Origin of the sequence: Pseudoduganella sp. SL102, from assembly GCF_027856995.1 — a bacterium.
Taxonomy (GTDB): Bacteria; Pseudomonadota; Gammaproteobacteria; order Burkholderiales; family Burkholderiaceae_D; genus Rugamonas; species Rugamonas albidiflava.
In genome coordinates, this window is sequence record NZ_CP115554.1 from 2328120 (window position 1) to 2351117 (window position 22998).

The window sequence follows — 22998 nt, forward strand, 5'->3', positions numbered from 1 at the left end:
GCGAAGTGTCGCAATTTGTCCGCCAGCTTGTTACAGGACGTAAGAACTGAAACGGCGCGGACCTCGCGGACCGCGCCGTCTCGACCAGCGGGAAAAACAGCTTACGCCGCCTGGGCTTCCTCGCGTTCCGGCAGCGCGATGGCGTTGTCGGTGCTGAACTGGTAGTCGCGGAACACGTGTTCGGCGGTGAGCAGCTGGTAGTCGCCATTGGCCAGCTTGTGCGTGGTGTCCTTCAGACGGTACGTGTAGTGGCCGCAAGTCCAGCAATTGAAGTTGCGCATGTGCGTGCACAGGCAGGTCTTGTCCATCACCTTCACGCCCTTGTCGCTGCCGCCGTTGGCCATCACTTCGCGGTTGTACGAATTGATGTACGAGCAGTTGCCGTTGGCGTCCAGCAGGTAGCCGTAGGATTCGCAGCCCGGGCGCGTGTTGGCGCCGATCGCCGGCGTGTTGCGCAGCATGCGCATCGGGTAGCCGGTCGGGGAGACGCCGTTGACGATCACGTCTTCCTCGGAAGCCTTGGCGTATTCCTGCTTCACCTTGTCCGGCAGGCCGCATTCCTTGGTGATGGTGAAGCGCGTGGCGACCTGCACGCCGGCCGCGCCCATCTCGAGGAACGACACGGCGTCGCTGCCGGTGAAGATGCCGCCGGCGGCGATCACGGGGATCTCCAGGTTCTCGCCCTTCAGGTACGCCAGCACCTCGGCGGTGATGGTGTGCAGGTCGTAGTCCTGCCAGTCTTCCAGGCCGAAGCCGAGGTGTCCGCCGGCCAGCGGGCCTTCGACGATGACGAAATCGGGCAGGCGGTCCAGCTTGGCGTTCTTGCGCAGGAAGATCTGCAGCGCGCGCACCGACGATACGATGATGCCCAGCTTGGCTTCGCGGAAGCGCGGGTGGTCCGCCATCAGGCCGAACGAGTTGAAGTGCAGGCCGGCGGACAGCGTGATGCCGTCGATGCCGGCGTCCAGCGCCGCGTTCAGGCGCACGCGCAGCGTTTCGCGCGGCCCGTTCATCGTCAGCTTTTCCATGCAGTTTACAAAGATCAGGCCGGGGCCCTTCTTCGCCTCCATGGTCCTGCCGATGTGCAGGCGCTGCGCTTCGGCCAGGCGTTCCAGGTCGAACTGCACCACCGCCTTGTCCATGTTATTGATGTTGAACTTGTACAGCTTGGTCTTTTCCTTGACGAAGCTGGTATCGAAGCGGCGGTCGGAAACGTCTTCGACCATCGCATCGGAAATATGACCGATGCCGCCCAGGCGGGCAGCCTCCAGCGCCAGCCCGGCCGTGGAAATGTCCACGCCCATGCCGCCGATCATGATGGGTACATACTCTTTGTCGCCGAACCGCAGGCGAAAATCATCGACACGTTTCATTGCTTTCCTCAGGGACTGCCGGCAGGCGCCGCGTCAATCGCGGAAGTTGTTGAACTCGAGCGGCGTATCGGCCACTTCCTTGCGCAGCAGCGCCATCGCGGCCTGCAGGTCGTCGCGCTTGGCGCCCGTGACGCGCACCGATTCGCCCTGGATACTGGCCTGTACCTTCATCTTGGCTTCCTTGATCACCTTGGTGATCTTCTTGGCCGTCTCGGTATCGAGGCCGTTCTTCACCTTGATCACCTGCTTGACCTTGTCGCCGCCGATCTTCTCGATCTTGCCTTCGTCCAGGAAGCGCACGTCGACCTTGCGCTTGGCCAGCTTGTTGGTCAGCACGTCCTTCACCTGGTTCAGCTGGAAGTCGGAATCGGCGAACGCGGTCAGGTCGTTTTCCTTCTGTTCCACGCGTGCGTCGCTGCCCTTGAAGTCGAAGCGGGTGGTGATCTCCTTGTTGGACTGGTCGACGGCATTGCGTACCTCGATCATGTCCGCTTCGGAGACGACGTCAAACGATGGCATGATGTTTCCTTTCGAATTTTTGTTGCTCGCGACTACGTCGCGCGAAGATTGCGACATTTTAACGGACGCGCGCTGCGAACGGTCGGTCGTTTTTATCGTGCCCCTCTATAATCGCGCAAGATTTGAGAAACCGAGCCAGCCACCCATGCATTCCGAACCCGCCCTGCAGCACGATTTTTCCCTGCGCCACCTGAACACTTTCGGCATCGATGCGCGCGCCCGGCATTATGTGCGCATCACGGCGGCGGACCAGTTGGCGGCGCTGCTGGGCGAGCCGCGCCTGGCCGCGCTGCCCCGGCTGGTGCTGGGCGGCGGCAGCAACCTGCTGCTGACGGGCGACTTCGATGGACTGGTGCTGCACATGGCCAGCACCGGGCGCGAGGTCGTCGGCGAAACCGCGGACCATGTGCTGGTGCGCGCGCAGGCTGGCGAAAACTGGCACGCGTTCGTGGAATGGACGCTGGCGCAGGGCTTCGGCGGCCTGGAAAACCTGGCGCTGATTCCCGGTACCGTGGGCGCCGCGCCGATCCAGAACATCGGCGCCTACGGCCTGGAAACAAAAGACGTGTTCCACAGCCTCACGGCCTTCGATCCCGCCACCGGCGCGCTGGCCACGCTGGATGGCCCGGCGTGCCGCTTCGCCTACCGCGACAGCATCTTCAAGCACGAGGCCGGCCGCGGCCTGATCATCGTCGATGTCACGTTCGCGCTGCCGCGCGCGTGGCGTCCGAACCTGCGCTACGCCGAGCTGGCCAATGAGCTGGCCAATGAGCAGAGCAGTGAGCGGAGTGGTGCGGAGAACAATGGGGCGGGGCAGGGCGGCGCGCAACCCACCCCGCGGCAGGTGGCCGATGCTGTCATCGCGATCCGGCGCCGCAAGCTGCCGGACCCGGCGGTGATCGGCAATGCCGGCAGTTTCTTCAAGAATCCCGTGGTCAGCGCGGAACAGTGCGCCGCCCTGCTGGAGCGCCACCCCGCGCTGGTACACCACCGGCAAGAGGATGGCACCGTGAAGCTGGCCGCGGGCTGGCTGATCGACCAGTGCGGCTGGAAGGGAAAGCAGCTGGGCGCGGCCGGCGTTTACCCGAAGCAGGCGCTGGTACTGGTCAACCATGGTGGCGCCAGCGGGGCCGACGTGCAGCGCCTGGCCCGGGCCATCCAGGCCGACGTGCAGGCGCGCTATGGCGTGTTGCTGGAGCCGGAACCCGTGTTCGTCTGAACCACCCGCGCGACGGCGCTGGTGGCACGGTTGCGCCCGCCATCCTTGGCGGCGTACAGCGCGCGGTCGGCGCCCTCCACCAGTTCGGCCGGCAACTTGCCGGCGGCCGGCACCAGCGTGGCCACGCCGATCGACATCGTCACGATGCGGTGCGACGCCTGGGGATTCTCGATGTTCAGTTCGGCCAGCGCGCGCAGGCATTCCTCGGCCACGGTGCGTGCGCCCGCTGCATCCGTATCGGGCAGCACCAGCGCGAATTCCTCGCCGCCGTAGCGGGCCGCCAGGTCGGCCGGGCGTTTCAGGCAGGCCGTCATCACGGCGGCCGCCTTCTTCAGGCACAGGTCGCCCGCCAGGTGGCCGAAGGTGTCGTTGTACATCTTGAAGCAGTCGATATCGCACAGCAGCAGCGACAGCGGGCGCCGTTCGCGCTGGCCGCGCTGCCATTCGTTGTGCAGCATTTCATCGAAACGGCGGCGGTTGGCGATGCCGGTCAGGCTGTCCAGCGCCGCCAGCTTCTGCAGCTCGATGTTGGCCTCGGCCAGGTGTTTCTGGCTCTCGCGCAGGAAGCGGAACGCTTCGTCGCGCTGCAGGCGGCTGATATGGGCACTCGAGTGATAGCGCACGCGGGCCAGCAGTTCCAGACGGTCCGGCAGCTTCACCAGGTAGTCGTTGGCGCCGACCGCGAAGCCATGCGCCTTCGAGGCGGCCTCTTCGCGGGACGACAGCACGATCACCGGCACGTGCTCGAGCTGGGGGCAGGCGCGGTAGCGCTGGATCAGGTCGAAGCCGTCCCAGCCCGGCATCACCAGGTCTTGCAGGATCACGGTCGGTTGCAGGCGCTTGGCGCAGTCCACGGCGGTGGCCGGGTCGGTCACGAAATGAAATTCGATGTCGGCCTGCTCGGCCAGCATGCGGCGCACCGCTTCCACGACCAGCAACTGGTCATCGACGAGCAGCACGCGCACCCTGAAATTGGTGAGGGCAAATTCCGGTTCCGCGCCAGCGGTGGAGGCCTGGGACATCGGGCATTCCTAAGAGTAAAAAACAACGGTTGAACGCTGGCGGCGTTCAGGGCTTGCTTCCCTAGGGTTTGCCTCCAGTGGTATTGCGTAAAAACGGGCCGATTTTATCCAGCGGCAGCACCAGCTGCGCCGCATCGAGTTCGGCGGCCGCGCGCGGCATGCCGTACACGGCGCTGGTCGCCTGGTCCTGCGCGACCGTGGTCTTGCCGGCGCGGCGCATGGCCAGCAAGCCTTCGCCACCGTCGCGGCCCATGCCAGTCAGCAGGATGCCCACCGCATCCTCGCGCCAGTGTTGCGCCACGCATCGGAAGAATACATCGACCGAGGGCCGGTAGGCATAATCTTTCGGTACAGCATCGTAACCGAGTTGGTGATTTTGATCCAGTACCAGATGGTCATTGCTTTTAGCTATCATCACGGTGCCGCCCAACAGGGCGTCGCCATGTTCGATCGGCCGTACCGGCATGGTCAGCTGGTCGCCCAGCCATTTGGCGAAGTGATCGGCGAAGTTTTCATCGATGTGCTGCACCACCACGATCGAGCATTCCGGCGGGGCTAGCCAGCCGGCCAGGATGCGCGCCACGGCCACCGGGCCGCCGGTCGAGGCACCGATCGCCACCAGCGAGCGCACGCCCGGCGCCACCCGCTCGCCATTGCCGTTGGCCGGGCGCGGCTGCAGGCCGTGCATGCCGCCGCTGTGCCGGATCAGCTTTTCCATCGTGCGCAGCTTGGCCAGCAACTGGGCCGCGCCCTGGTCGTGGCCGGGGATCAGGATCGGCGTGGCCGTCACGTCCAGCGCGCCGGCGCCGAGCGCGCGAAACACCTGGTTGACACTGTCTTGCGGGCGGCCGGTGACCACCAGGATCGCGCACGGCGATTCGGCCATGATGCGCCGGGTGGCTTCCACGCCATCGAGTTCCGGCATGTTCAAGTCCATCAGCACCAGGTCGGGCCGGTTCTCGGCGCACATGCGCACCGCTTCCAGGCCGGTGCGGGCGATCCACAGCACCTGGTGCAGCTTGGTGCCGGCAATCACGCGGCGCAGCGCTTCCGCCGCCATCGCGACATCGTTGGCGATGCCGATCTTCATCGGAACGCATCCCCGATCAGGTCGGCCACCGCTTCCAGCAGGGTCTCGTCGTGGAAACTGCCTTTCGTGAGGTAGTAGTCGGCGCCGGCGGCCAGGCCGCGCGCCCGGTCTTCCGGGCGGTCCTTGTAGGACACGATCATCACGGGCAGTGTGTGCAAGTGCAGGTCCTTCTTGATCAGGTTGACGAGTTCGATGCCGTCCATGCGCGGCATGTCGACGTCGGTGATGACCAGGTCGTAGTCGCCGGAGCGGGCCGCGTTCCAGCCATCCATGCCATCGACGGCGATGTCGACTTCGAAGCCGCGGCCGGTCAACAGCTTGCGCTCCATTTCGCGCACGGTCAGCGAATCGTCGACGACGAGGATGCGTTTCATTCTACGCCTTGCCGTGCTGCCTGCGCGCGCCAATTGATGCAGGCCGCCTTCGGCCAGCAATTTGTCGATCGACATCAGCAGGTCGGGAACATCCAGGATCAGCACCGGTTCGCCATCATTGAGCAAAGCCGCCGCGGCGATATCGCGCAGTTTGCCGAACACCGGATCGATGCTGTGCACCGCCAGGCTATGCTCGCCGCGGATCGCGTCGACCACCAGCCCGTAACGGTGGGCGCCGCTGCCAAGCACGATCACGGGCAGCAGTTCCTGGTGCGTCATCTCGCCCAGGTCGAGCGCCTGCGCGGCCGAGACCAGTCCCACGTGCTCGCCCTCGTATTCAAAGAACTGCTTGCTCTCGAGCGTGTGGATCGCCGCGCGCGGCACCTGCAGCACCCGCTCCACCTTCACGATCGGCAGCGCGTAGGCCTCGCCGCCCACGTCGACTACCAGCGAGCGCACGATCGACTGCGTCAGCGGCAGCGTGATGTGGGTGTGGAAGCCCTGGCCCGGCACCGAGTCCAGCCGCACCGTGCCGTTCTGCTCGCGGATCGTGTCGTGCACGATATCGAGGCCCACGCCGCGGCCGGAAATCTCCGTTACTTCGCTCTTCAGGCTGAACGCCGGCAGGAACAGGAACTGCATCAGTTCCGCGTGCGACATCGTGTCGGCCATGGCCTGCGTGGCCATGCGGCGCGCCACCACGGCGCTGCGGATGCGTTCCGGGTCGACGCCGCCGCCGTCGTCATGGATCTCGACGTTCAGCATGCCGGCCCGGTGGCGCGCCTCGAGCACGATGGTGCCGTGCGGCGGCTTGCCGGCGCGGGCCCGCGCGTCGGCGCTCTCGATGCCGTGGTCCACGGCATTGCGCAGCATGTGGTTCAGCGGGCTTTCGATGCGCGCCAGGATATCGCGGTCGACCAGCGTTTCCTCGCCGCGGATCTCCAGGCGGACATCCTTGCCGAGGCTGCGGGCCAGGTCGCGCACCATGCGCGGGAAGTGATGCACCCCATCGCGGAACGGGCGCATGCGCAGCGCCAGCACTTCGTCGACCATGCCTTGCGCCACGGTGAGCAGGCGCCTTTCATACTGCTCCATATCGCCCATGTGGCCCAGGATGAATTGCCGCAGCGGCTGGCCGCGGTGCAGCACCTGCGCCGCCTTCTCGCGCAGCACCGGGTCGCCGGTCCGGCCGATCGCTTCGTTCAGGTCGTCGAGCGCCGCGAACAGCGCGGCCTGGTGGCGCTTGTGGCGCTGCATCGCCTGGATCAGCGGCTGCATCTGGTGCGCGGCGATGCGCGCCTCGCCAGCCAGCGACAGCAGCCGGTCCGACTGCACCGCGGGCCTGGCGCCGCGCGGTACCGGCGTTTCGGCAGGAACGGCCGGTAGGGCCGGAAGGGCCGGAAGGGCCGGTTCAGGCGCGGGATCGGGCGCCGCTGCAAAATGTGCCGCGGGCGGCGGCGGCGCGGCAGGTGGAGGAGGCTGGGCGGGCGCAAGCGGTGCGGGACTGGCAACCGGCGCGGGCGCCGGCGCTGCGGATGGCACCGGCGCCACCGGCTCCGGCAGGAATGCGATGCCGCGGATCGCCTCCATGGTGCGCCGGATCGTGTCGCCCTGCGTGGCCAGCCAGCCCTGCAAGCCGCTTTCCTGCAGGTGCGAGCATTGCACGATCAGGTCCACGCCGGCCAGCAGCACGTCGACGCGGTTCGGGCTCAGTTTCAGCAGGCCGTGCTGGGCCGCGATGAACGCGTCCTCCATGCCGTGCGCCAGCTGCACGATCACGTCCAGCCCCACGATCGCGGCGGCGCCCTTGATCGAATGGGCCGCCCGCATCATCGCTTCCAGCGTGGCCGGCTCGGCATGGCGTTCCACCGACAGCAGGCAATCGGTCAGCGCCTGGGTCTGGCTCTCCGCCTCCATGCGGAACAGTTCCAGCATTGAAAACTGCGACAGGTCGCCGTCGGGCGTGCGCGGTCCGCTCATCGCAGGGCCCCCGCCAGCTGTGGCCCCAGCAGCGCCGCATCGAGCAGGCCGATGCGCAGCTCGCCCTCGGCGATCACGCCGGACAGGTAGCGCTGCACGCCCTTGTTGATGGTGGCCGCCGGCGCCTGCACGCGCTTGCCGGCATAGCGCACGATGCCGTGCAGGTCGGCCACCGGCAGCGCGTAGGCGCGCTCTTCCCACCGCACCAGCAGCAGCCGCGCGAAGGTGTGGCGTCCGGCGCGGGCACTGCCGCCATCGGCATCGATGCCGAGCAGGTCGGCCAGCGCGATGCACGGGTACAGCTGGCCGCCCACGTTGACGATGCCGCGCAAGCCGCGCCCATGGCGGTGCGGTACCCGGTGCGGCAGCACGTGGGGAGCGACGCGCAGCAGCATCGGCGTGGGCAGCGCCAGCCATTCGGCGCCGATGCGAAATGCCACCGCCGAGGCGTCGGCGGCTTCGCCGCTGGCCAGCGGCGCGCGGAAGTGTTCGGCCCACTCCTGCAGATAGGCATCGTCGACCGCGACGTCCGTGCCGCGCTGGCGTTGTTCCGGTGTTTGCGTTGTATTCATGGTTTGCCGCTATTCATGGTTCGGCCTTTTCGCCGCTCTTGCCGGTCTTGCCGCCCTGGCCCGGGCCGCGCCGCCAGACGCGCGCCGCTCGCTGGCGCAAGGTATCCTGGGCCGCCGTGTCGCCGCGCTGACCCGCCAGCAGCGCCAGGTGGCACAGCGCGTCATAGTGATCGGGCGCCAGATAGATGCAGCGCCGCAGGTGCGCCTGGGCCTCGTCCGGTGCCGCATCCTCCGTGAGCAGGCCGAGCAGGAACCAGGCGCCGGCATTGTCCGGCTCGCGCGCCGCCAGGGCGCGGCAAAGCGCTTCCGCTTCACGGGGCCGGCCCAGGTCCGCCAGGCGGCGTGCTTCCTCCAGCGTACCGGCCGGGGCGGGCGCAACCGGGGCTGGCGGTTCCGCGGGTGGCCGGGGCGCAGGGCGCGGCGCGGCACGCACCGGCGCCGCAGGGGCGGCGGGCGGCGGGCGCGGCACGGCGGCGCGGGGTGTCGCCCGCCGCTCGCGCGGCTGGACCGCCGGCTGCGGGCGCGTGCGCCGCTCGGCGACCACCTCGTTGACTGGCAGCGGCAAGCCGGCGTAAGGGCCATCGTCCGGCGCGGCATCCTTGCGCAGCGCGAAGGCCTGGCGGTAGGGCAGCGGCGTGAAACCGTTCTGCACGAACGACGGCACCTCGGCATAACCGGCCAGCAGGATGCCGTCGTCGGCCAGCAAGGCGGCCAGCCGGGCGATCGCGGCGGCCGTGGTGGGGACATCGAAATAGATCAGCAGGTTGCGGCAGAAGATCACGTCGTAGCTGCGCGCCGGCGCCAGTTCGGTCGTCAGCAGGTTCCCCTGGCGGAAGCGCACGCGCCGCCGCAGGCCCGCGTCGATCCGGTACAGGTCGTCGCCTTCGTGGGTGAAGTGCCGGTCGCGAAACGACACGTCCTTGCCGCGGAACGCATTGCGGCCGTACAGGCCTTCCTGCGCGCGGGCGATGCACCCGGTGGACAGGTCGACGGCATCGATCGCGAACGCCTCGGGCGGCACGCCGGCATCGGCCAGTGCCATCGCCAGCGTGTAGGGTTCCTCGCCGCCGGCGCAGGGGATCGACAGCATGCGCACCAGGCGCCGCTCGCCGGCTGCCAGGCGCCGCTGGGTGTAAGCCGCCGCCAGCACGAAGGCCTGCGGGTCGCGGAACAGCCACGATTCCGGCACCACCACCAGTTCCACCAGCGCCGCCAGTTCGGTATCGCCGATGCCGGCGTCGTACTGCTGGCGGTCGGCGATGCCGGTGGCGGCCATGCGGCCCAGCACCGCCCGTTCCACGGTCTCCTCGCTCAGGTTCAATCCCGTGGCCGCGCGCAGCCGCTGCAGCGTGTTCATCGCGGCTCGCCCTGGAACAGCAGGGCGCGCAGCGCGTCGGGCAGCATGCGGTCCGGCTCCACCAGCTGCACGATGCCTTGCGCGTCGCCGGCCACGCGGTCGAGGAAGGGCGCGGCCAGCACGCCGGCCGGGGCCAGCGCGCCGTCGTCGACCTGCTGCACGCCCTGCACGCGTTCGGCCACCAGGCCCAGCGCGTGCGCCACGCCGTCCGGCCCGGTATAGTCGACCAGCACGATGCGCGTGTCGACGCGGCGCGCCGCGGCGGCATGGCCGGCCAGCGCGCTGAGATCGATGACCGGCACGCCGGCTCCGTGCAGGTTCATCAGCCCGGCCACCACGGGCGGCGCGCCGGGCAGGGCCTTCAGCGCCATCAGCGGCAGCACGCGCCGGATCGCCGCCAGGGGCAGCCCGTAGCGGTCGGCGCCGATGTGGAAGACCAGTACCTTCATGCCTGGAATCAGACGTTGACCGCGAACGTGGCCACCGATGTCTGCAGGTCGCTGGCCGCGTACTGCAACTGGTGCACGGCTTCGCTGGTGGCCTTCAGCGACTCGACGGTCTGCTGGGTGGCATCGTTCAGCTGCATCATCGTTTCCGAGATCTGCTGCGCGCCCACCGCCTGCGCCTGCATGCCCTGCAGCACGGCGTCGAACTGGGGCGCCAGCTTGCGCACCTGGTCCATCATGCCGGACAGGTGGTCGGTCACGGCGCGCACCTCGCCCACGTTGCGGCGGATCTCCTCGGAGAACTTGTCCATGCCCATCACGCTGGCCGACACGGCGGACTGCATCTCCTTGAGCATCTGCTCGATGTCCCAGGTGGAGACCGACGTCTGGTCGGCCAGCCGGCGGATCTCGGTGGCCACCACCGCGAAGCCGCGGCCCGCCTCGCCGGCCTTCTCGGCCTCGATCGCGGCGTTCAGCGACAGGATGTTGGTCTGGTCCGCCACCTTCGTGATCGTCGTCAGCACGCTGTTGATGTTCGAGGCCTTTTCCGACAGCGCGGCCAGCTTGGCGTTGATCGAATCCGTGGCCGAGACCATGTTCTGCATCGTCGCATCCATGCGGCGCAGGTTTTCCTGGGCCTCGGCGGTGGCCGTCGTCGTGTAGTCGGCCACGGCGGTGGCGTCTTCCATCGTCTTCAGCAGCTGCGACGTGTTCGATGAAATTTCCTTGGTGGTCGACAGCACCTCGACGCTGGTCTGCGCCTGCTCGACGCCGGTGGCTTCCTGCTGCTTGGCCGAGGCGGCGATCTCGGTGGCCGAGGTGGTGACCTGGATGCCGGCCTTCTGCACGTTGTTGAGCAGCAGGCGCAGGTTGTCGAACATGCGCGCCAGGCCATGGCCGAGCTGGCCGATGGCGTCGTTGCCGGTGACTTCCACCTTGCCGGTCAGGTCGCCGGATGCCGCGCGCGATACCACGGCCAGCAGCGAATCGACCTTGGCACGCAGCTCGTCGGTGGTGGCGCGTTCGCGCTGCTGGTTGTCCTGGATCGATTGCGCCATGCGGTTCAGTTCCTGGCCCACCTGGCCCAGTTCGTCACGCGTGACCACTTCGACGCGGGCGCCCTGGTCGCCGCCGGCGATGCGGCCCACCACGCTGGTCAGGTTGGTCAGCGGGCCCATGATGGCACGCGTCAGTATCCAGACGATCAGCATGCCCAGCAGGACCGAGGCCGCGCCGCCGGCCAGCAGCACGAGGTTCATGTCGCGCCGCAGCTCGGCGGCCGCCTCGGAGCGCTGCGCCAGCAATGCGTTCTCTTCCTTGCGCGCTTCGTCCAGCAGTGCGTGCACGCCCGCAACGGCCGGACTGGCTTGCTGGAACTGGGGCAGGCGGCCGATCGTGTCGGCGGCGCCCAGTGTGTTGCCCAGCTGCTGGCGCTGTGCTGTCTGCGGCTCGATCACATCGCGAACCCAGCCGAGCGTCAGGCTTTCCAGCCGGGCCGCGCGGCTCGCCTGCGTCGGGTTGTCCACCACCAGTTTCTGCAGCGTGGTGATGGTCGCGGGCAGATGCGTAACCCCTTCGCGCACCTTGGCCAGGCGCGCCGGCGAGCCCGTCAGGTAGTAGCCGCGCGCTTCGACCTGGACTTCCATCACCGCCAGGCTGACCCTGTCGATGGCGGTCACCACCTTCATGGTGTGCCGGTCCCACTCGTTGGCTTCGCGCAGTTCCGCGAAGTTGTTGTAGGCGATCGCCAGCAGGATCAGGATGATGGCGAGGATGGCGCCGAATCCGGCGTACAGCTTGTTCTTGATGCTCATGTTCTGGATCATCTCGGTCGCATCCGAAGAGTTCGTGTCGTGGGCAATGTATCACTTTCCGCGCGCGGCGGAAATGAAAAGGGCTGCCGTGCGGCAGCCCTTGTTTCCCAAAGGGACTTTCTTTAACGGTAGTGCTTACTGGTGGTGCTTACTGGCCGCGCTTATTGACCACGCTTACTGACCACGCTTGAGGCGGGCGTTCGCCGCGATGCGCATGCGCAGCGCATTCAGCTTGATGAAGCCGCCGGCGTCGGCCTGGTTGTAGGCGCCGCCATCCTCGTCGAACGTGGCGATGGTCTGGTCGAACAGCGAGTCGGTCTTCGAATCGCGGGCGACGACGATGACATTGCCCTTGTACAGCTTGACGCGTACCCAGCCGTTCACGGTCTGCTGCGTGTGGTCGATCAGCGTCTGCAGCGCCACGCGCTCCGGTGCCCACCAGTAGCCGTTATAGATCAGCGAGGCATAGCGCGGCATCAGGTCGTCCTTCAGGTGCGCCACTTCGCGGTCCAGCGTGATCGATTCGATGGCGCGGTGCGCCTTCAGCATGATCGTGCCGCCCGGCGTTTCATAGCAGCCGCGCGACTTCATGCCCACGTAGCGGTTCTCGACCAGGTCGAGGCGGCCGATGCCGTGCTTGCCGCCCACGCGGTTCAGTTCCGTCAGCACCTCGGCGGCGCTCATGCGCTTGCCGTTCAGGGCCACGATGTCGCCCCGTTCGTATTCGATGTCGAGGTACTCGGCCTGGTCCGGTGCCGCTTCCGGCGACACGGTCCAGCGCCACATCGATTCCTCGGCTTCGGCGCTCGGGTTTTCCAGGTGGCGGCCTTCGAACGAGATGTGCAGCAGGTTGGCATCCATCGAATAGGGCGCGCCGCCGTTCTTGTGCTTCATGTCGACGGCGATGCCGGCATCTTCCGCGTATTTCAGCAGCTTCTCGCGCGACAGCAGGTCCCATTCGCGCCATGGCGCGATCACCTTCACGCCCGGCTTGAGCGCATAGGCGCCCAGCTCGAAACGCACCTGGTCGTTACCCTTGCCGGTGGCGCCGTGCGAGATCGCGTCGGCGCTGGTTTCGTTGGCGATCTCGATCAGGCGCTTGGCGATCAGCGGACGGGCGATGGAGGTACCCAGCAGGTACTCGCCTTCGTACACGGTATTGGCGCGGAACATGGGGAACACGAAATCGCGCACGAATTCCTCGCGCACGTCGTCGATGTAGATGTTTTCCGGCTTGATGCCGAACTTGAGCGCCTTGGCGCGCGCCGGTTCCAGTTCCTCGCCCTGGCCCAGGTCGGCCGTGAAGGTGACGATTTCGCAGTGGTAGTTATCCTGCAGCCACTTCAGGATCACGGAGGTGTCCAGGCCGCCGGAATAGGCGAGGACTACTTTTTTAATGTCGCTCATTGCAGTTCCAATCTACATTCAAACAGGATCGTGGCAGACCGCTTCGATGTTGTGCCCGTCCGGGTCCAGCACGAAGGCGCCATAATAATTGGGGTGGTAGTGGGCGCGGATGCCCGGTGCGCCGTTGTCGCGCCCGCCGGCTTGCAGTGCCGCCGCGTGGAACGCGTCGACCTGTGCACGGCTGGTCACGCGCAGCGCGACGTGGACCGTATTGCCGGCGGTCTTGCCCGGCGCTGCTTCGGAAATCCAGAAGTCGGGCTTCTGGGCTTCGCCGAAACCCGCCACGCGGACGGTACCCGTGATCTCCGGGCCCAGTTCCATCAGCATGGCGTAGCCGACCGGTGCCAGTGCCTTCTCGTAGAAGGCGCGGCTGGCGGGAAAATCGGTGACGATGATTCCGATGTGGTCGATCATGGCAGTCTTTCGCGGTGTCTTCGTGTGCTTTCTTATTGGCCGTCGAGGCGGCCCAGCAGCAGGTATTCGATCAGCGCCTTCTGGATGTGCAGGCGGTTTTCCGCCTCGTCCCACACCACCGATTGCGGGCCGTCGATGACCTCGGCCGCGACTTCCTCGCCGCGGTGCGCCGGCAGGCAGTGCATGAACAGCGCGTCCGGCGCGGCGCGCGCCATCTTGGCGCTGTCGACGATCCAGCCATCGAAGGCTTTCAGGCGCGCGGCGTTTTCTTCTTCGTAGCCCATGCTGGTCCACACGTCGGTGTTGACCAGGTGGGCGCCCTGGCACGCGTCCGACGGGTTGTCGAACAGCGTGAAGCGGTTGGTGGAGACCAGCGACATGTCCATGTCGTAGCCCTTCGGCGTGGACACGTTCACGTGGAAGCCGAAGATCTCGGCCGCCTGCAGCCAGGAATACAGCATGTTGTTGGCGTCGCCCACCCAGGCCACGGTCTTGCCGGCGATCGGGCCGCGGTGCTCGTAGTAGGTGAAGATGTCGGCAAACACCTGGCACGGGTGGTGCTCGTTGGTCAGGCCGTTGATCACCGGCACGCGCGAATTGGCGGCGAAGCGCTCGATGATGTCCTGGCCGAAGGTGCGCACCATGATGATGTCGCACATGCGGGACATGACCTGGCCGGCGTCTTCCACCGGCTCGCCGCGGCCCAGCTGCGAATCGCGCGTGTTCAGGTAGATCGCGGCGCCGCCCAGCTGGTGCATGCCGGCCTCGAACGACAGCCGCGTGCGGGTGGAATTCTTTTCGAACACCATCACCAGCGTACGGTCGATCAGCGGATGGTAGATCTCGTAGTTCTTGAACTTGCGCTTGATGATGTGCGCGCGTTCGATCACGTATTCGTATTCTTCGAGGGTGAAGTCGGAAAACTGGAGATAATGCTTGATCGGTTTTGTAGACATATTCACAACGGATTGGGCGGCGCGGTAATGCTGCACACTTGAATCGGCTCGCCGGATGGCCGGGCCTTCGCGGCAAGTTGGCAAATCATTATAAGGGGTTTTGCCAGTGACTAATAGCCACGACTAATAGGCCGCCGGCCCGGGCTCGCTGGCGGGGGCCGGCGCCACTAGCGGCAGTTCCACGGTAAACGCCGTGCCGGCACTGCTGCTGGCGACGCTGATCTGCCCGCCCAGCAGCCCGGTCACGATGTTGTAGCTGATCGACAACCCCAGGCCGCTGCCGCCCCGGCCCAGCTTGGTGGTGAAGAAGGGATCGAAGATGCGCGACAGGTGCTCCGGGGCGATGCCGCCGCCGTCGTCCTCGAACACGACGGTGACCTTGCCGTCCGCTCCGGTACTGGCCGTCAGCCGCATGGTGCCGCCGGCGCGGCCGTCGAACGCATGCAGCAGCGCGTTGTTGATGAAGTTCGTGATCACCTGGCCGAACGGGCCGGGGTAGCTGTCCAGCTCGATCCCTTCCGGTACCTCGAAGCCGATCCGGTGGTTCGACGAGCGGATGCGGTTCATCATCGTGGCCGCGATTTCGTGGGTGACCTGGTGCAGCTGGAAGCGGCGGCGCTGTTCGGTGGTGCGGTCCACCGCCACCTGCTTGAAACTGGCGACGAGGTCGGCGGCGCTGTGCAGGCCGCGCATCACCAGCTCGGTGGCCTTGCGCGCATCGTCGATGTAGGCGGCCAGTTCGGAACGGCGCAGCCCCGGCCCGTTCAGCGCATTGTCCAGGTCCTGGGTCTTCTGTTCCAGCGTGCTGGCGATCAGCAGGCTGTTGCCGATCGGCGTATTCAGCTCGTGCGCCACGCCGGCCATCAGCGCGCCCAATGCCGCCAGCTTTTCCTGCGCGGCCAGCTGCGACTGCGCTTCCTGCAGCTGGCGGTAGGCCTGCGCATTGTCGAGCGCAATGGCGCCGTAGGCGCACAGCGTACGGAAGATCAGCCGCTCCCGTTCGCCGTAAGCGGCGCGCTGGCGTGCCTGCACGGTCATCGCCCCCAGCATGCGCTCGCCCAGCAGCAGCGGCGCGAACAGCGCGCTGGCGCAGTGCGCGCACCCGTCCACGGCCGGCGCATGCCGCGCCAGGTCGTCCACCGCGATCTCGTGCCGCTCGCGCACGCAGCGCAGGCTCCACGCGGTGCCGTCATCGGGCGCGATGGTGAACGGCGCCAGCGGCGCGCCCGCTTCGCTGCCGAACGCCAGTGCCAGCGAGGCCCCGTCCGGCGCCCGCAGCACGATGGCGAAGGCGTAGGCCGGCAGCAGCGCATGCACGTAGCGGTCCAGCACCTCGTAGATGGCCTCGGCTTCCAGGTGCATGGTGATTTCCTGGCCGATCGCGGACAGGCGCTGCAGGATGGCACTGGTCTGCTGCTGGAGCTCGGCGCGCTCCGCCTCGGACACCGCCAGCGCGCGGTGGTGCCGTTCCTCGGCGCGTGCTTTCTCGGTCTGCCGGTGCAGCTGCATGGCGATCGCGCGCCGCGTGGCATCCTGGCTGTGGGTCTTTTCGCGCGCCGCGCTGGCCGCGCGCGCCGTCATGTAGGCCTCGCAGTAGTCGCCCACGCGGGCATACTGTTCGGCCAGGGCGTCGTACAGGTCGCCGGGCACGATATAGCCTTCGATCGTGGCGGCCACCTGGAGGGCCTGGCGCAGGTAATGCAGCGCGGGGCTGGCTTCGCGCATGTCGGCCGGGCCGGGCAGGGCATGTGTGCCGTGGATCAGCGCCAGCACGCGCAGCCCGGCCACCTGGTTGTAGACGTTGTGGTGGCCGGCGGCCAGCCCGATCGCTTCCTGCGCCAGCACCAGCGCGTCGGCCGGCCGGTCGAGGAAGCACAGTGCATGGGCGCAGCCGCGCCGCGCCACCATGCGGAAGTCGGCCTGGTCCAGCGCATCGGCGCGCAGCGACAGTTGCTCGAACGCCGCCAGCGCGCCCTGGTAGTCGCGCTGCGCCAGGCACAGGTCGCCCGTGTACTGCAGCGCGATCGCATACAGGCGGCTGTTCGCATACGGTTGCAGCAGGTCCAGCGCCTCGCGCAGCAGTTCGCCGGCGGCATCCACGCGGCCCAGCCGGCGCAGCGTGTCGCCAGTGTGCAGCAGCGCCGCCGCGGTGCTGCGCGGCCAGCCTTTCGGCCGCGCCATGTCCAGCGCGCGCTGCATCCATTCGAGCGCCGCGTGGTGGTCGTTCAGGTTGGAGAACTTTTCGCCGATGTTGGTGGCGGCGATGATGGCCGTGCGCACCTGGCCCGTCGCCAGCGCCGCCTCGTAGGTGCGCAGGTAGTGCCGCGCGGCGGCGCCGAAATCGCTGGACTGGCTGGCGGCCATGCCGAGGAAGTCGTGGATCCAGCAGTCCAGCGCCACCGGCCGCGCCGGGTCGGGCGCGAAATGCTCGCCCCAGCGCTCGCGCGCCGTTTCCAGGTCGCGCAGCACGGCCCAGCGGGCACTGGCCGCCTCCGCGATCGCCGCCCGCTCGGTACTGCCCGCGCCATGCGCGGCCGCGGCGCAGCGTTCCAGTTCACGGTCCCGGCAGGCATGGTCGCCGCGGTCCACGGCGATCCAGGCGCACAGCCAGTGCGCATCGGCGCAGCCGGCCATGTCGCCGATGGCGCCGAACGCGTCGCGCGCCGCATCGGCCAGCGATTGCGCCCGATCCAGTTCGCCCATCAGCCAGCGCACTTCGGCACGCAGCAGTTGCAGCCGGGCGGCGGGCGCGCCGCGCATGGCGGCCGGCAGCGCCGGCAGCAGGGCTTGCGCTTCGTCGGCCAGCGCGTCGGCGCGCCCCGTGTCGCGCTGGCGCAGGTGCCAGGCCAGCGGCACCAGCACCGGCAGGCGCGCCACGCCGGACAGCCCGGGCAAGGCCAGCTCCCACTGCGCAATCGCGTCGTCGCCGGCGAACAGGTCCATGGTCAGTAGAGTGTCTGCGCCGATTCGTGCAGCAGCTGCCCGTACAGCTCATGCCGCATCTTGGCGATCTTGCCGGCCCGTACAGCATCCAGCACGCCGCACTGCGGTTCGATCAGGTGCCGGCAGTTGTAGAACTTGCAGCCGCCCAGGTAAGGCTGGAAGTCGCGGAAGGCCCGCTCCAGCATCCCTTCGGAAAGGTGGTACAGGCCGAATTCCTGGAAGCCGGGGGAATCGATCACCGTCGCATGGCTGTCCAGGTGGTACAGGCGCGTGAACGTGGTGGTGTGCTTGCCGGTATCGAGCGCCGCCGAGATTTCGCGGGTGGCGATATCGGCGCCCGGCACGAGCAGGTTGATCAGGGAAGACTTGCCCATGCCGGACTGGCCGATCAGGATCGTCGACTGGTCGCCCAGCAGCGGCGCCAGTTCGTCGATGGTTTCCTGCGGCCGGCCCTTGGCCGAGACCTCGTGGACCGGATAGCCCATGGCGGTGTACATCTCGAGCCGGGCGCGGGTGCGTTCCAGGTTTTCCGTGACATCCACCTTGTTCAGGATCAGCCGCGCGGCGATGCCGGCCGCTTCCGACGCGACCAGGGCGCGCGACACCAGGTCGTCGGTGTAGCCCGGTTCGGTGGCGACCACGATGAACAGCTGCGTTACATTGGCCGCCAGCAGCTTCGACTTGTACTGGTCGGAGCGGTACAGCAGCGTCTTGCGCTCCTGGATCCTGTCGATGACGGCCTGGTCGGGGGAGGTGAGCGTGAGGTCGACGATGTCGCCCACCGCCACGTTGGTCTTCTTGCCGCGCGTGACGCATTGCAGCCGCGTGCCTTCCGATTCGGCCAGGTAGTGGCGGCCATGCGCCGCGATGACGATGCCGGTGCGCTGTGCCTTCTTCATGGGCCGGCCACCCGTACCAGCAGGTCCGCCTTGGCGGCGCAGATGAAATCGTTCAGGGAAAGTCCTTTCACGGAATGGGTATCGAAGCGCACCACGCAATTCTTGTAGCCCACCACCAGTTCCGGGTGATGGTCTTCGCAGTGGGCGATGTAGGCGATGGCATTCACGAACGCCATCGTCTGGTAGTAATCCTTGAAGCCGTAGGCCCGCGTCAGGCGGCCGGCATCGATGGCCCAGCCGTCGAGCAGGGACAGCAGGCGTGCCGCCTCGGCCCCGTCCAGCTGGTCGGTGGCGTGGGCGCAGCGCAGCGTGCGCAACTGGTCGGCGTGCGTGATCATGCGGCGGCCGAATTCAGGTGCTGGATGCGCACCGATGCCGGCGGGTGCGAATCGTAGAAGGCCGAATGCAGCGGGTCCGGCGTCAGGGTCGATGCGTTGTCCTCGTACATCTTGACCAGTGCCGACACGAGGTCGCGCGCATCGGTGTGCTGCGCGGCGAATGCATCGGCCTCGAACTCGTGCTTGCGCGAGCTGAGCGAAGCCAGGGGGCCGAACAGGAAGGTAAACACCGGCAAGGCCAGCATGAACAGGATCAGCGCCAGCGCATCGTTGCCCTGGCCGGGAGCGATCAGCGGCGACACGCCCAGGCCCGTATAGAACCAAACCTGGTTTTTCAGCCATCCCAGCAGCGCCAGGAACGCCAGCGACAGCGCGAACATCAGCCCGATGCGCTTGACGATGTGCTTCAGCTTGAAGTGGCCCAGTTCATGGGCCAGCACCGCCTCGATTTCCTGCGGCGCCAGGCGCGCCAGCAGCGTATCGAAGAACACGATGCGCTTGGCCGCGCCGAAGCCGGAGAAGTAGGCGTTGCCGTGCGCGCTGCGCTTCGAGCCATCCATCACGAACAGGCCCTTGGAGGCGAAGCCCACGCGCCGCATCAGCCCTTCGATGCGCGCCTTGAGCGTCTCGTCGGCCAGCGGCGTGAACTTGTTGAACAGCGGCGCGATCACGGTGGGGAACAGCACCATCATCAGCAGCTGGAAACCGCTCCAGACCAGCCAGGTGTACAGCCACCACAGGTCGCCGGCGCTGGCCATCAGTTCGAGCACGATCCACGCCAGCGGCAGGCCGAGCACGGCGGCCAGCCCCAGGCCCTTGAGCATGTCCGCCAGGAACAGGCCGGGCGTCATCTTGTTGAAGCCGAAGCGTTCCTCGAGGCGGAACTGGCGGTACCAGTCGATCGGCACGTCGATCAGCCCGGAGATCGCGGCGAATGCCACCAGCAGGCCGATCTGGTAAGCCATGCCGCCGCCGGTCAGGCCGAACACCTGCACCGACAGCCATTGCAGGCCGCCCAGCAGGGTGAACCCCACCAGCACGGCGGCATTGATGAACATGGTGACGATGCCGAACTTGGTGCGCGCCACTGTGTAGTCGGCCGCTTTCTGGTGCGCGGCGAGCGGAATCGTGGCGGCGAATTCGGCGGGCACGGCGCCGCGATTGGCCAGTACGTGCCGCAGCTGGCGCGACGCCAGCCAGAAGCGGACGGCCAGCGTGAGCAGCAAAAAGGCGACAAACAACATTGAAAACGCGTGTGAATACATTCTGTGCCTGTGAGAAAATGGCGGTTTAGTCTGGCCAAGAGAGAATTATGTCACAAGCGAACGATACTTCCGTTACCACTCCGGTCGCCCCCCAGCAGCAGCGTCCCAACGAGATGAACCTGGTCTGGGTCGACATGGAAATGACGGGCCTGGAGCCCGATACCGACCGCATCATCGAAGTGGCGATGGTGGTCACCGACATGCACCTGAACGTGCTGGCCGAAGGGCCCGTGCTGGCGATCCACCAGTCCGACGCCACGCTCGATGCGATGGATTCCTGGAACAAGGGCACGCATGGCCGCTCCGGACTGATCGACCGCGTCAAGGCTTCCACGATCTCGGAAGAACAGGCCGAGGCGGAATTCATCGCCTTCATGAAGCAGTGGGTGCCGAACGGCAAATCGCCAATGTGCGGCAACACCATCGGCCAGGACCGCCGCTTCATGGTGCGCTACATGCCGAAGCTGGAAGCCTTCTTCCACTACCGGAACGTGGACGTGTCGACCCTGAAGGAACTGTGCCGTCGCTGGAAGCCGGAAGTGGTGTCCGGCTTCAAGAAAGCGCAGAAGCATACCGCGCTGGCCGACATCCTCGAGTCGATCGAGGAATTGAAGTACTACCGCGAGCACTTCATTAAGCTGTAATGCGCAAGCTGTAGTGCGCAAGCTGTAGGGCGCAAGCTGCAGGGCGCCGGCCGTGAAGCCGGAGCGGTGCGTTCCCGACGTACCGCACCGGACGCCATATCACCGCCGTGGCGGCGCGCGACGATTGCCGTGCGCCACGTTGCGTTGAGTCAGCTCAAGCATGCCGGCGAACGGCCGGAGTGCCCGCCAGCGCGGCACTACCATGTCCTGATGACCACGACATGGAGCTGCGATGAACCGTCCGTTCCGCTATCGCCTGATCGATGCGCTGCGCGGCACTGCCGCGCTGGACCTGCTGGACGATTTGCGCGAGCAGCAATACTGGCCGGCCAGCCGGCTGCTGGCCGGCGCCGAAGCGCGCCGCGCCGAATACTTCGCCGCGCTGCGCCGCGACATTCCCCTGTTCCGCGACGCCAGGCACTTCGATGACTTGCCGGTCATCGACAAGCGCTTTATCAACACCCACCACGAAGCCTTGCGCAACCGGCAGTACCGGGGCCGGGTACTGCGCAAGAAAACCAGTGGTTCCACCGGCGAGCCGACGGTCTATTACACCGGCACGCCATCGCAGTCCTACCTGTGGGCCGGCCTGTTCCTCGCCTGGGAAACGGCGGGGTTCCGGCTGGGCGAGAAGGTGGTGTACCTGGCCGGTTCCGCGCTGTTCCGCCAGGGCTGGCAACTGGGCGCATTCTACCGGCTGATGCGGGTGGAGATCATGTCGGCCTTCGACATGTCCAGCGCACGCATGGACGACTACGCGCTGGCGTTGCGGCAGCGCGGATACCGTTTGCTGTATGGCTATTCCTCGGCGATCCACCGGCTGGCGATCCACGTGCTGCAGCGAAGGGGCGGGGCGCGCACGTCGCTGCGCGGCATCGTCTGCACGGCCGAAACGCTGACCGAACGGATGCGGAACGACATCGAACGGGCGTTCGGCGTGCCGTGCTTCGGCCAGTATGGCTGCAACGATGCCGGCGTTTCCGCGTTCGAGTGCGAAGCGCGGCAGGGTTACCACCTGATCTCGCCGCGCTGCCACGCCGAAGTGCTGGGCGACGGGCGCCTGGTGTCCACCGACCTGTCCAACCAGGCCATGTACCTGCCGCGGCACGACACCGGCGACCTGGTCCGCATGTCCGGCCGGGCATGCCGTTGCGGCCGCGGTTTTCCGCTGATCGAGGAAGTGCTGGGGCGGCAGTACGATTTCCTGGTCGACGCGGCCGGCAATCCGATGCACTACCAGTTCTTCATGTTCCTGCTGCGCGAGGATCGCCGCGTCCATTCCTTCCAGGTCGTGTACGACGACGAGACGCTGGTGCTGAACCTGCACACGGTTCCCCTGAGCGGGGCCGAGCAGGCGGCGATGGCCAGGCCTTACCGGGACCGCATCGCCGCGTCGCTGGTGTTCGGCGACATCCGCTGCGTGTTCAACCAGCCGTATATCGTGCAGGCCAACGGCAAGCACCGCTTCCTGCTGCGCCGCAGTACCAGTGTCATGACGGGTTGACCAAGCATCGGGGTTGACCACGCACCGGGTTGATCACGCACCGGGTTGACCGCACGCTACCGCGGCGCAATCGCCGCGCGCGGACAGTACCGGCCGGGCGTTCGCTGTTGTCAGGCGTCCGGCGTGGCGCCGCAGCACTTCTTGTATTTCTTGCCGCTGCCGCAAGGGCAGTCGTCGTTGCGGCCCACCTTCGGGTCTTCGCGCTTGACGGTGGTCACCGGCGCCTTGCGGCGCGGGATCCAGAACTTGTGGATCGCCGGCAGGTTCGCCTCGATCTCCAGCGCCAGCTTGTGCGCCTTCAGCGGATCTTCCACCTCGGGCAATTCCTCTTCCTCGATCTCGTCGGCGCCCAGCAGGTAGATCGGGCGCATCAGGTCACCGATCTCGGAATCCCAGATCTCGTCCCACGAGCCGGGGCGCAGCTCCATGCCTTCCCAGAAGCCCCAGCACCACGCTTCGGCATTCATCAGCGGCTTGCCGTCTTCCTCGTATTCGACGAACAGGGGCTCGAATTCCTTCGGCGCCACCTCGAACGTGATCGTCACTTCGTTATAGAAGCGCATGATCAGGTTGAAGATGCGGTCCGCTTCCTTCTCGTTCTTGTATTTCGGCGCCTGCTTGCCGTCGTCGCCCCAGATACGCGGGATCCACTCGGACGGCATGATGGTTTCCGGGCCGATCGCGATGGCGGTCATGTAGCCGTGCAGGTGGTCGAGCGTCATCGCATCTTCCGGAGTGCGCTCGCCCAGCAGGAACTGGTCCAGGTCGTCGAGTTCTTTTTCGGAGAGGGGCTGGTCGAGTTGCATGGTGGTTTCTTTCAAAGGTAATCCGACAGTATACGCTGGTCGCCGCGCCGTGGCGA

Annotated in this window: 21 protein-coding genes; 4 read left to right on the forward strand and 17 right to left on the reverse strand. The window is 66.9% G+C overall.

The genetic code is table 11. The features are described 5' to 3' along the window. Positions 1-101: 101 nt before the first annotated feature. Both OU994_RS09875 and OU994_RS09880 read right to left on the reverse strand, forming a co-directional pair. Positions 102-1373 carry a nitronate monooxygenase gene (locus OU994_RS09875; RefSeq protein WP_131147057.1) on the reverse strand — a complete coding sequence of 424 codons (1272 nt, stop codon included), beginning with the start codon at positions 1371-1373 and terminating at the stop codon, positions 102-104. Positions 1374-1406: 33 nt separating this feature from the next. Then, positions 1407-1892, reverse strand: a complete 486-nt coding sequence (locus OU994_RS09880; RefSeq protein ID WP_281610604.1) for a YajQ family cyclic di-GMP-binding protein — start codon at positions 1890-1892, stop codon at positions 1407-1409. A 145-nt stretch (positions 1893-2037) separates the two neighbouring features. Between OU994_RS09880 and murB the strand changes: the two genes are divergently transcribed. Next, the gene (gene murB, locus OU994_RS09885; RefSeq protein ID WP_281610605.1) at positions 2038-3111 is read left to right on the forward strand and encodes a UDP-N-acetylmuramate dehydrogenase; all 1074 of its coding nucleotides are present in this window, start codon (positions 2038-2040) and stop codon (positions 3109-3111) included. On the opposite strand, the gene OU994_RS09890 is transcribed toward murB, so the two are convergent. The 7 genes from OU994_RS09890 to OU994_RS09920 form a co-directional block, all read right to left on the reverse strand. Beyond that, a complete protein-coding gene (locus OU994_RS09890) occupies positions 3072-4133 on the reverse strand; it encodes a diguanylate cyclase domain-containing protein (RefSeq protein WP_281610606.1) in 1062 nt (353 codons plus the stop codon). The two genes, murB and OU994_RS09890, sit on opposite strands and share 40 nt — an antisense overlap. A 61-nt stretch (positions 4134-4194) precedes the next feature. Continuing rightward, the gene (gene cheB, locus OU994_RS09895; RefSeq protein WP_281610607.1) at positions 4195-5223 is read right to left on the reverse strand and encodes a chemotaxis-specific protein-glutamate methyltransferase CheB; all 1029 of its coding nucleotides are present in this window, start codon (positions 5221-5223) and stop codon (positions 4195-4197) included. Further along, a complete protein-coding gene (locus tag OU994_RS09900; protein ID WP_281610608.1) occupies positions 5220-7577 on the reverse strand; it encodes a hybrid sensor histidine kinase/response regulator in 2358 nt (785 codons plus the stop codon). Before OU994_RS09900 ends, cheB begins: the two co-directional genes overlap by 4 nt. Further along, positions 7574-8149, reverse strand: coding sequence for a chemotaxis protein CheW (locus tag OU994_RS09905; protein WP_131147051.1), 576 nt, complete (start codon positions 8147-8149; stop codon positions 7574-7576). Before OU994_RS09905 ends, OU994_RS09900 begins: the two co-directional genes overlap by 4 nt. Positions 8150-8162: 13 nt before the next feature. Next, positions 8163-9506: a CheR family methyltransferase gene (locus OU994_RS09910; protein WP_281610609.1), complete on the reverse strand. Its 1344-nt coding sequence runs from the start codon at positions 9504-9506 to the stop codon at positions 8163-8165. Beyond that, positions 9503-9955 (reverse strand): chemotaxis protein CheW, encoded by a 453-nt coding sequence (locus OU994_RS09915; protein WP_281610610.1) that lies wholly within the window; start codon positions 9953-9955, stop codon positions 9503-9505. The genes OU994_RS09910 and OU994_RS09915 overlap by 4 nt, the downstream gene beginning before the upstream one ends. An 8-nt stretch (positions 9956-9963) precedes the next feature. Further along, a complete protein-coding gene (locus OU994_RS09920; protein WP_307731862.1) occupies positions 9964-11766 on the reverse strand; it encodes a methyl-accepting chemotaxis protein in 1803 nt (600 codons plus the stop codon). Between OU994_RS09920 and OU994_RS09925 the strand changes: the two genes are divergently transcribed. Further along, positions 11765-11947 carry a hypothetical protein gene (locus OU994_RS09925; RefSeq protein ID WP_281611772.1) on the forward strand — a complete coding sequence of 61 codons (183 nt, stop codon included), beginning with the start codon at positions 11765-11767 and terminating at the stop codon, positions 11945-11947. The genes OU994_RS09920 and OU994_RS09925 overlap by 2 nt on opposite strands. On the opposite strand, the gene OU994_RS09930 is transcribed toward OU994_RS09925, so the two are convergent. The 7 genes from OU994_RS09930 to OU994_RS09960 form a co-directional block, all read right to left on the reverse strand. Continuing rightward, positions 11941-13173 (reverse strand): argininosuccinate synthase, encoded by a 1233-nt coding sequence (locus OU994_RS09930; RefSeq protein ID WP_131147047.1) that lies wholly within the window; start codon positions 13171-13173, stop codon positions 11941-11943. The genes OU994_RS09925 and OU994_RS09930 overlap by 7 nt on opposite strands. A gap of 18 nt (positions 13174-13191) precedes the next feature. Next, complete coding sequence (locus OU994_RS09935) at positions 13192-13587, reverse strand: VOC family protein (protein ID WP_131147046.1); 396 nt, start codon at positions 13585-13587, stop codon at positions 13192-13194. Positions 13588-13619: 32 nt separating this feature from the next. Further along, complete coding sequence (gene argF, locus OU994_RS09940; protein ID WP_131147045.1) at positions 13620-14543, reverse strand: ornithine carbamoyltransferase; 924 nt, start codon at positions 14541-14543, stop codon at positions 13620-13622. Between the two features lie 123 nt (positions 14544-14666). After that, a complete protein-coding gene (locus tag OU994_RS09945; RefSeq protein WP_281610612.1) occupies positions 14667-17486 on the reverse strand; it encodes an ATP-binding protein in 2820 nt (939 codons plus the stop codon). A 2-nt stretch (positions 17487-17488) separates the two neighbouring features. Next, entirely contained in the window at positions 17489-18385 is an 897-nt protein-coding gene (gene rsgA / locus OU994_RS09950) for a ribosome small subunit-dependent GTPase A (protein WP_281610613.1), read from the reverse strand. Continuing rightward, positions 18382-18723 carry a 4a-hydroxytetrahydrobiopterin dehydratase gene (locus OU994_RS09955; RefSeq protein WP_281610614.1) on the reverse strand — a complete coding sequence of 114 codons (342 nt, stop codon included), beginning with the start codon at positions 18721-18723 and terminating at the stop codon, positions 18382-18384. The genes rsgA and OU994_RS09955 overlap by 4 nt, the downstream gene beginning before the upstream one ends. Further along, on the reverse strand, positions 18720-19988 hold the full coding sequence (locus OU994_RS09960; RefSeq protein WP_281610615.1) for a M48 family metallopeptidase: 1269 nt from the start codon (positions 19986-19988) through the stop codon (positions 18720-18722). Before OU994_RS09960 ends, OU994_RS09955 begins: the two co-directional genes overlap by 4 nt. 47 nt (positions 19989-20035) lie before the next feature. Here OU994_RS09960 and orn point away from each other — a divergent pair, with 47 nt between their 5' ends. Both orn and OU994_RS09970 read left to right on the forward strand, forming a co-directional pair. Continuing rightward, positions 20036-20632, forward strand: coding sequence for an oligoribonuclease (gene orn / locus OU994_RS09965; protein WP_131147040.1), 597 nt, complete (start codon positions 20036-20038; stop codon positions 20630-20632). Between the two features lie 232 nt (positions 20633-20864). Then, the gene (locus OU994_RS09970) at positions 20865-22136 is read left to right on the forward strand and encodes a hypothetical protein (protein ID WP_281610616.1); all 1272 of its coding nucleotides are present in this window, start codon (positions 20865-20867) and stop codon (positions 22134-22136) included. Positions 22137-22246: 110 nt separating this feature from the next. On the opposite strand, the gene OU994_RS09975 is transcribed toward OU994_RS09970, so the two are convergent. Further along, positions 22247-22942, reverse strand: coding sequence for a UPF0149 family protein (locus tag OU994_RS09975; protein WP_131147038.1), 696 nt, complete (start codon positions 22940-22942; stop codon positions 22247-22249). Positions 22943-22998 lie beyond the last annotated feature (56 nt).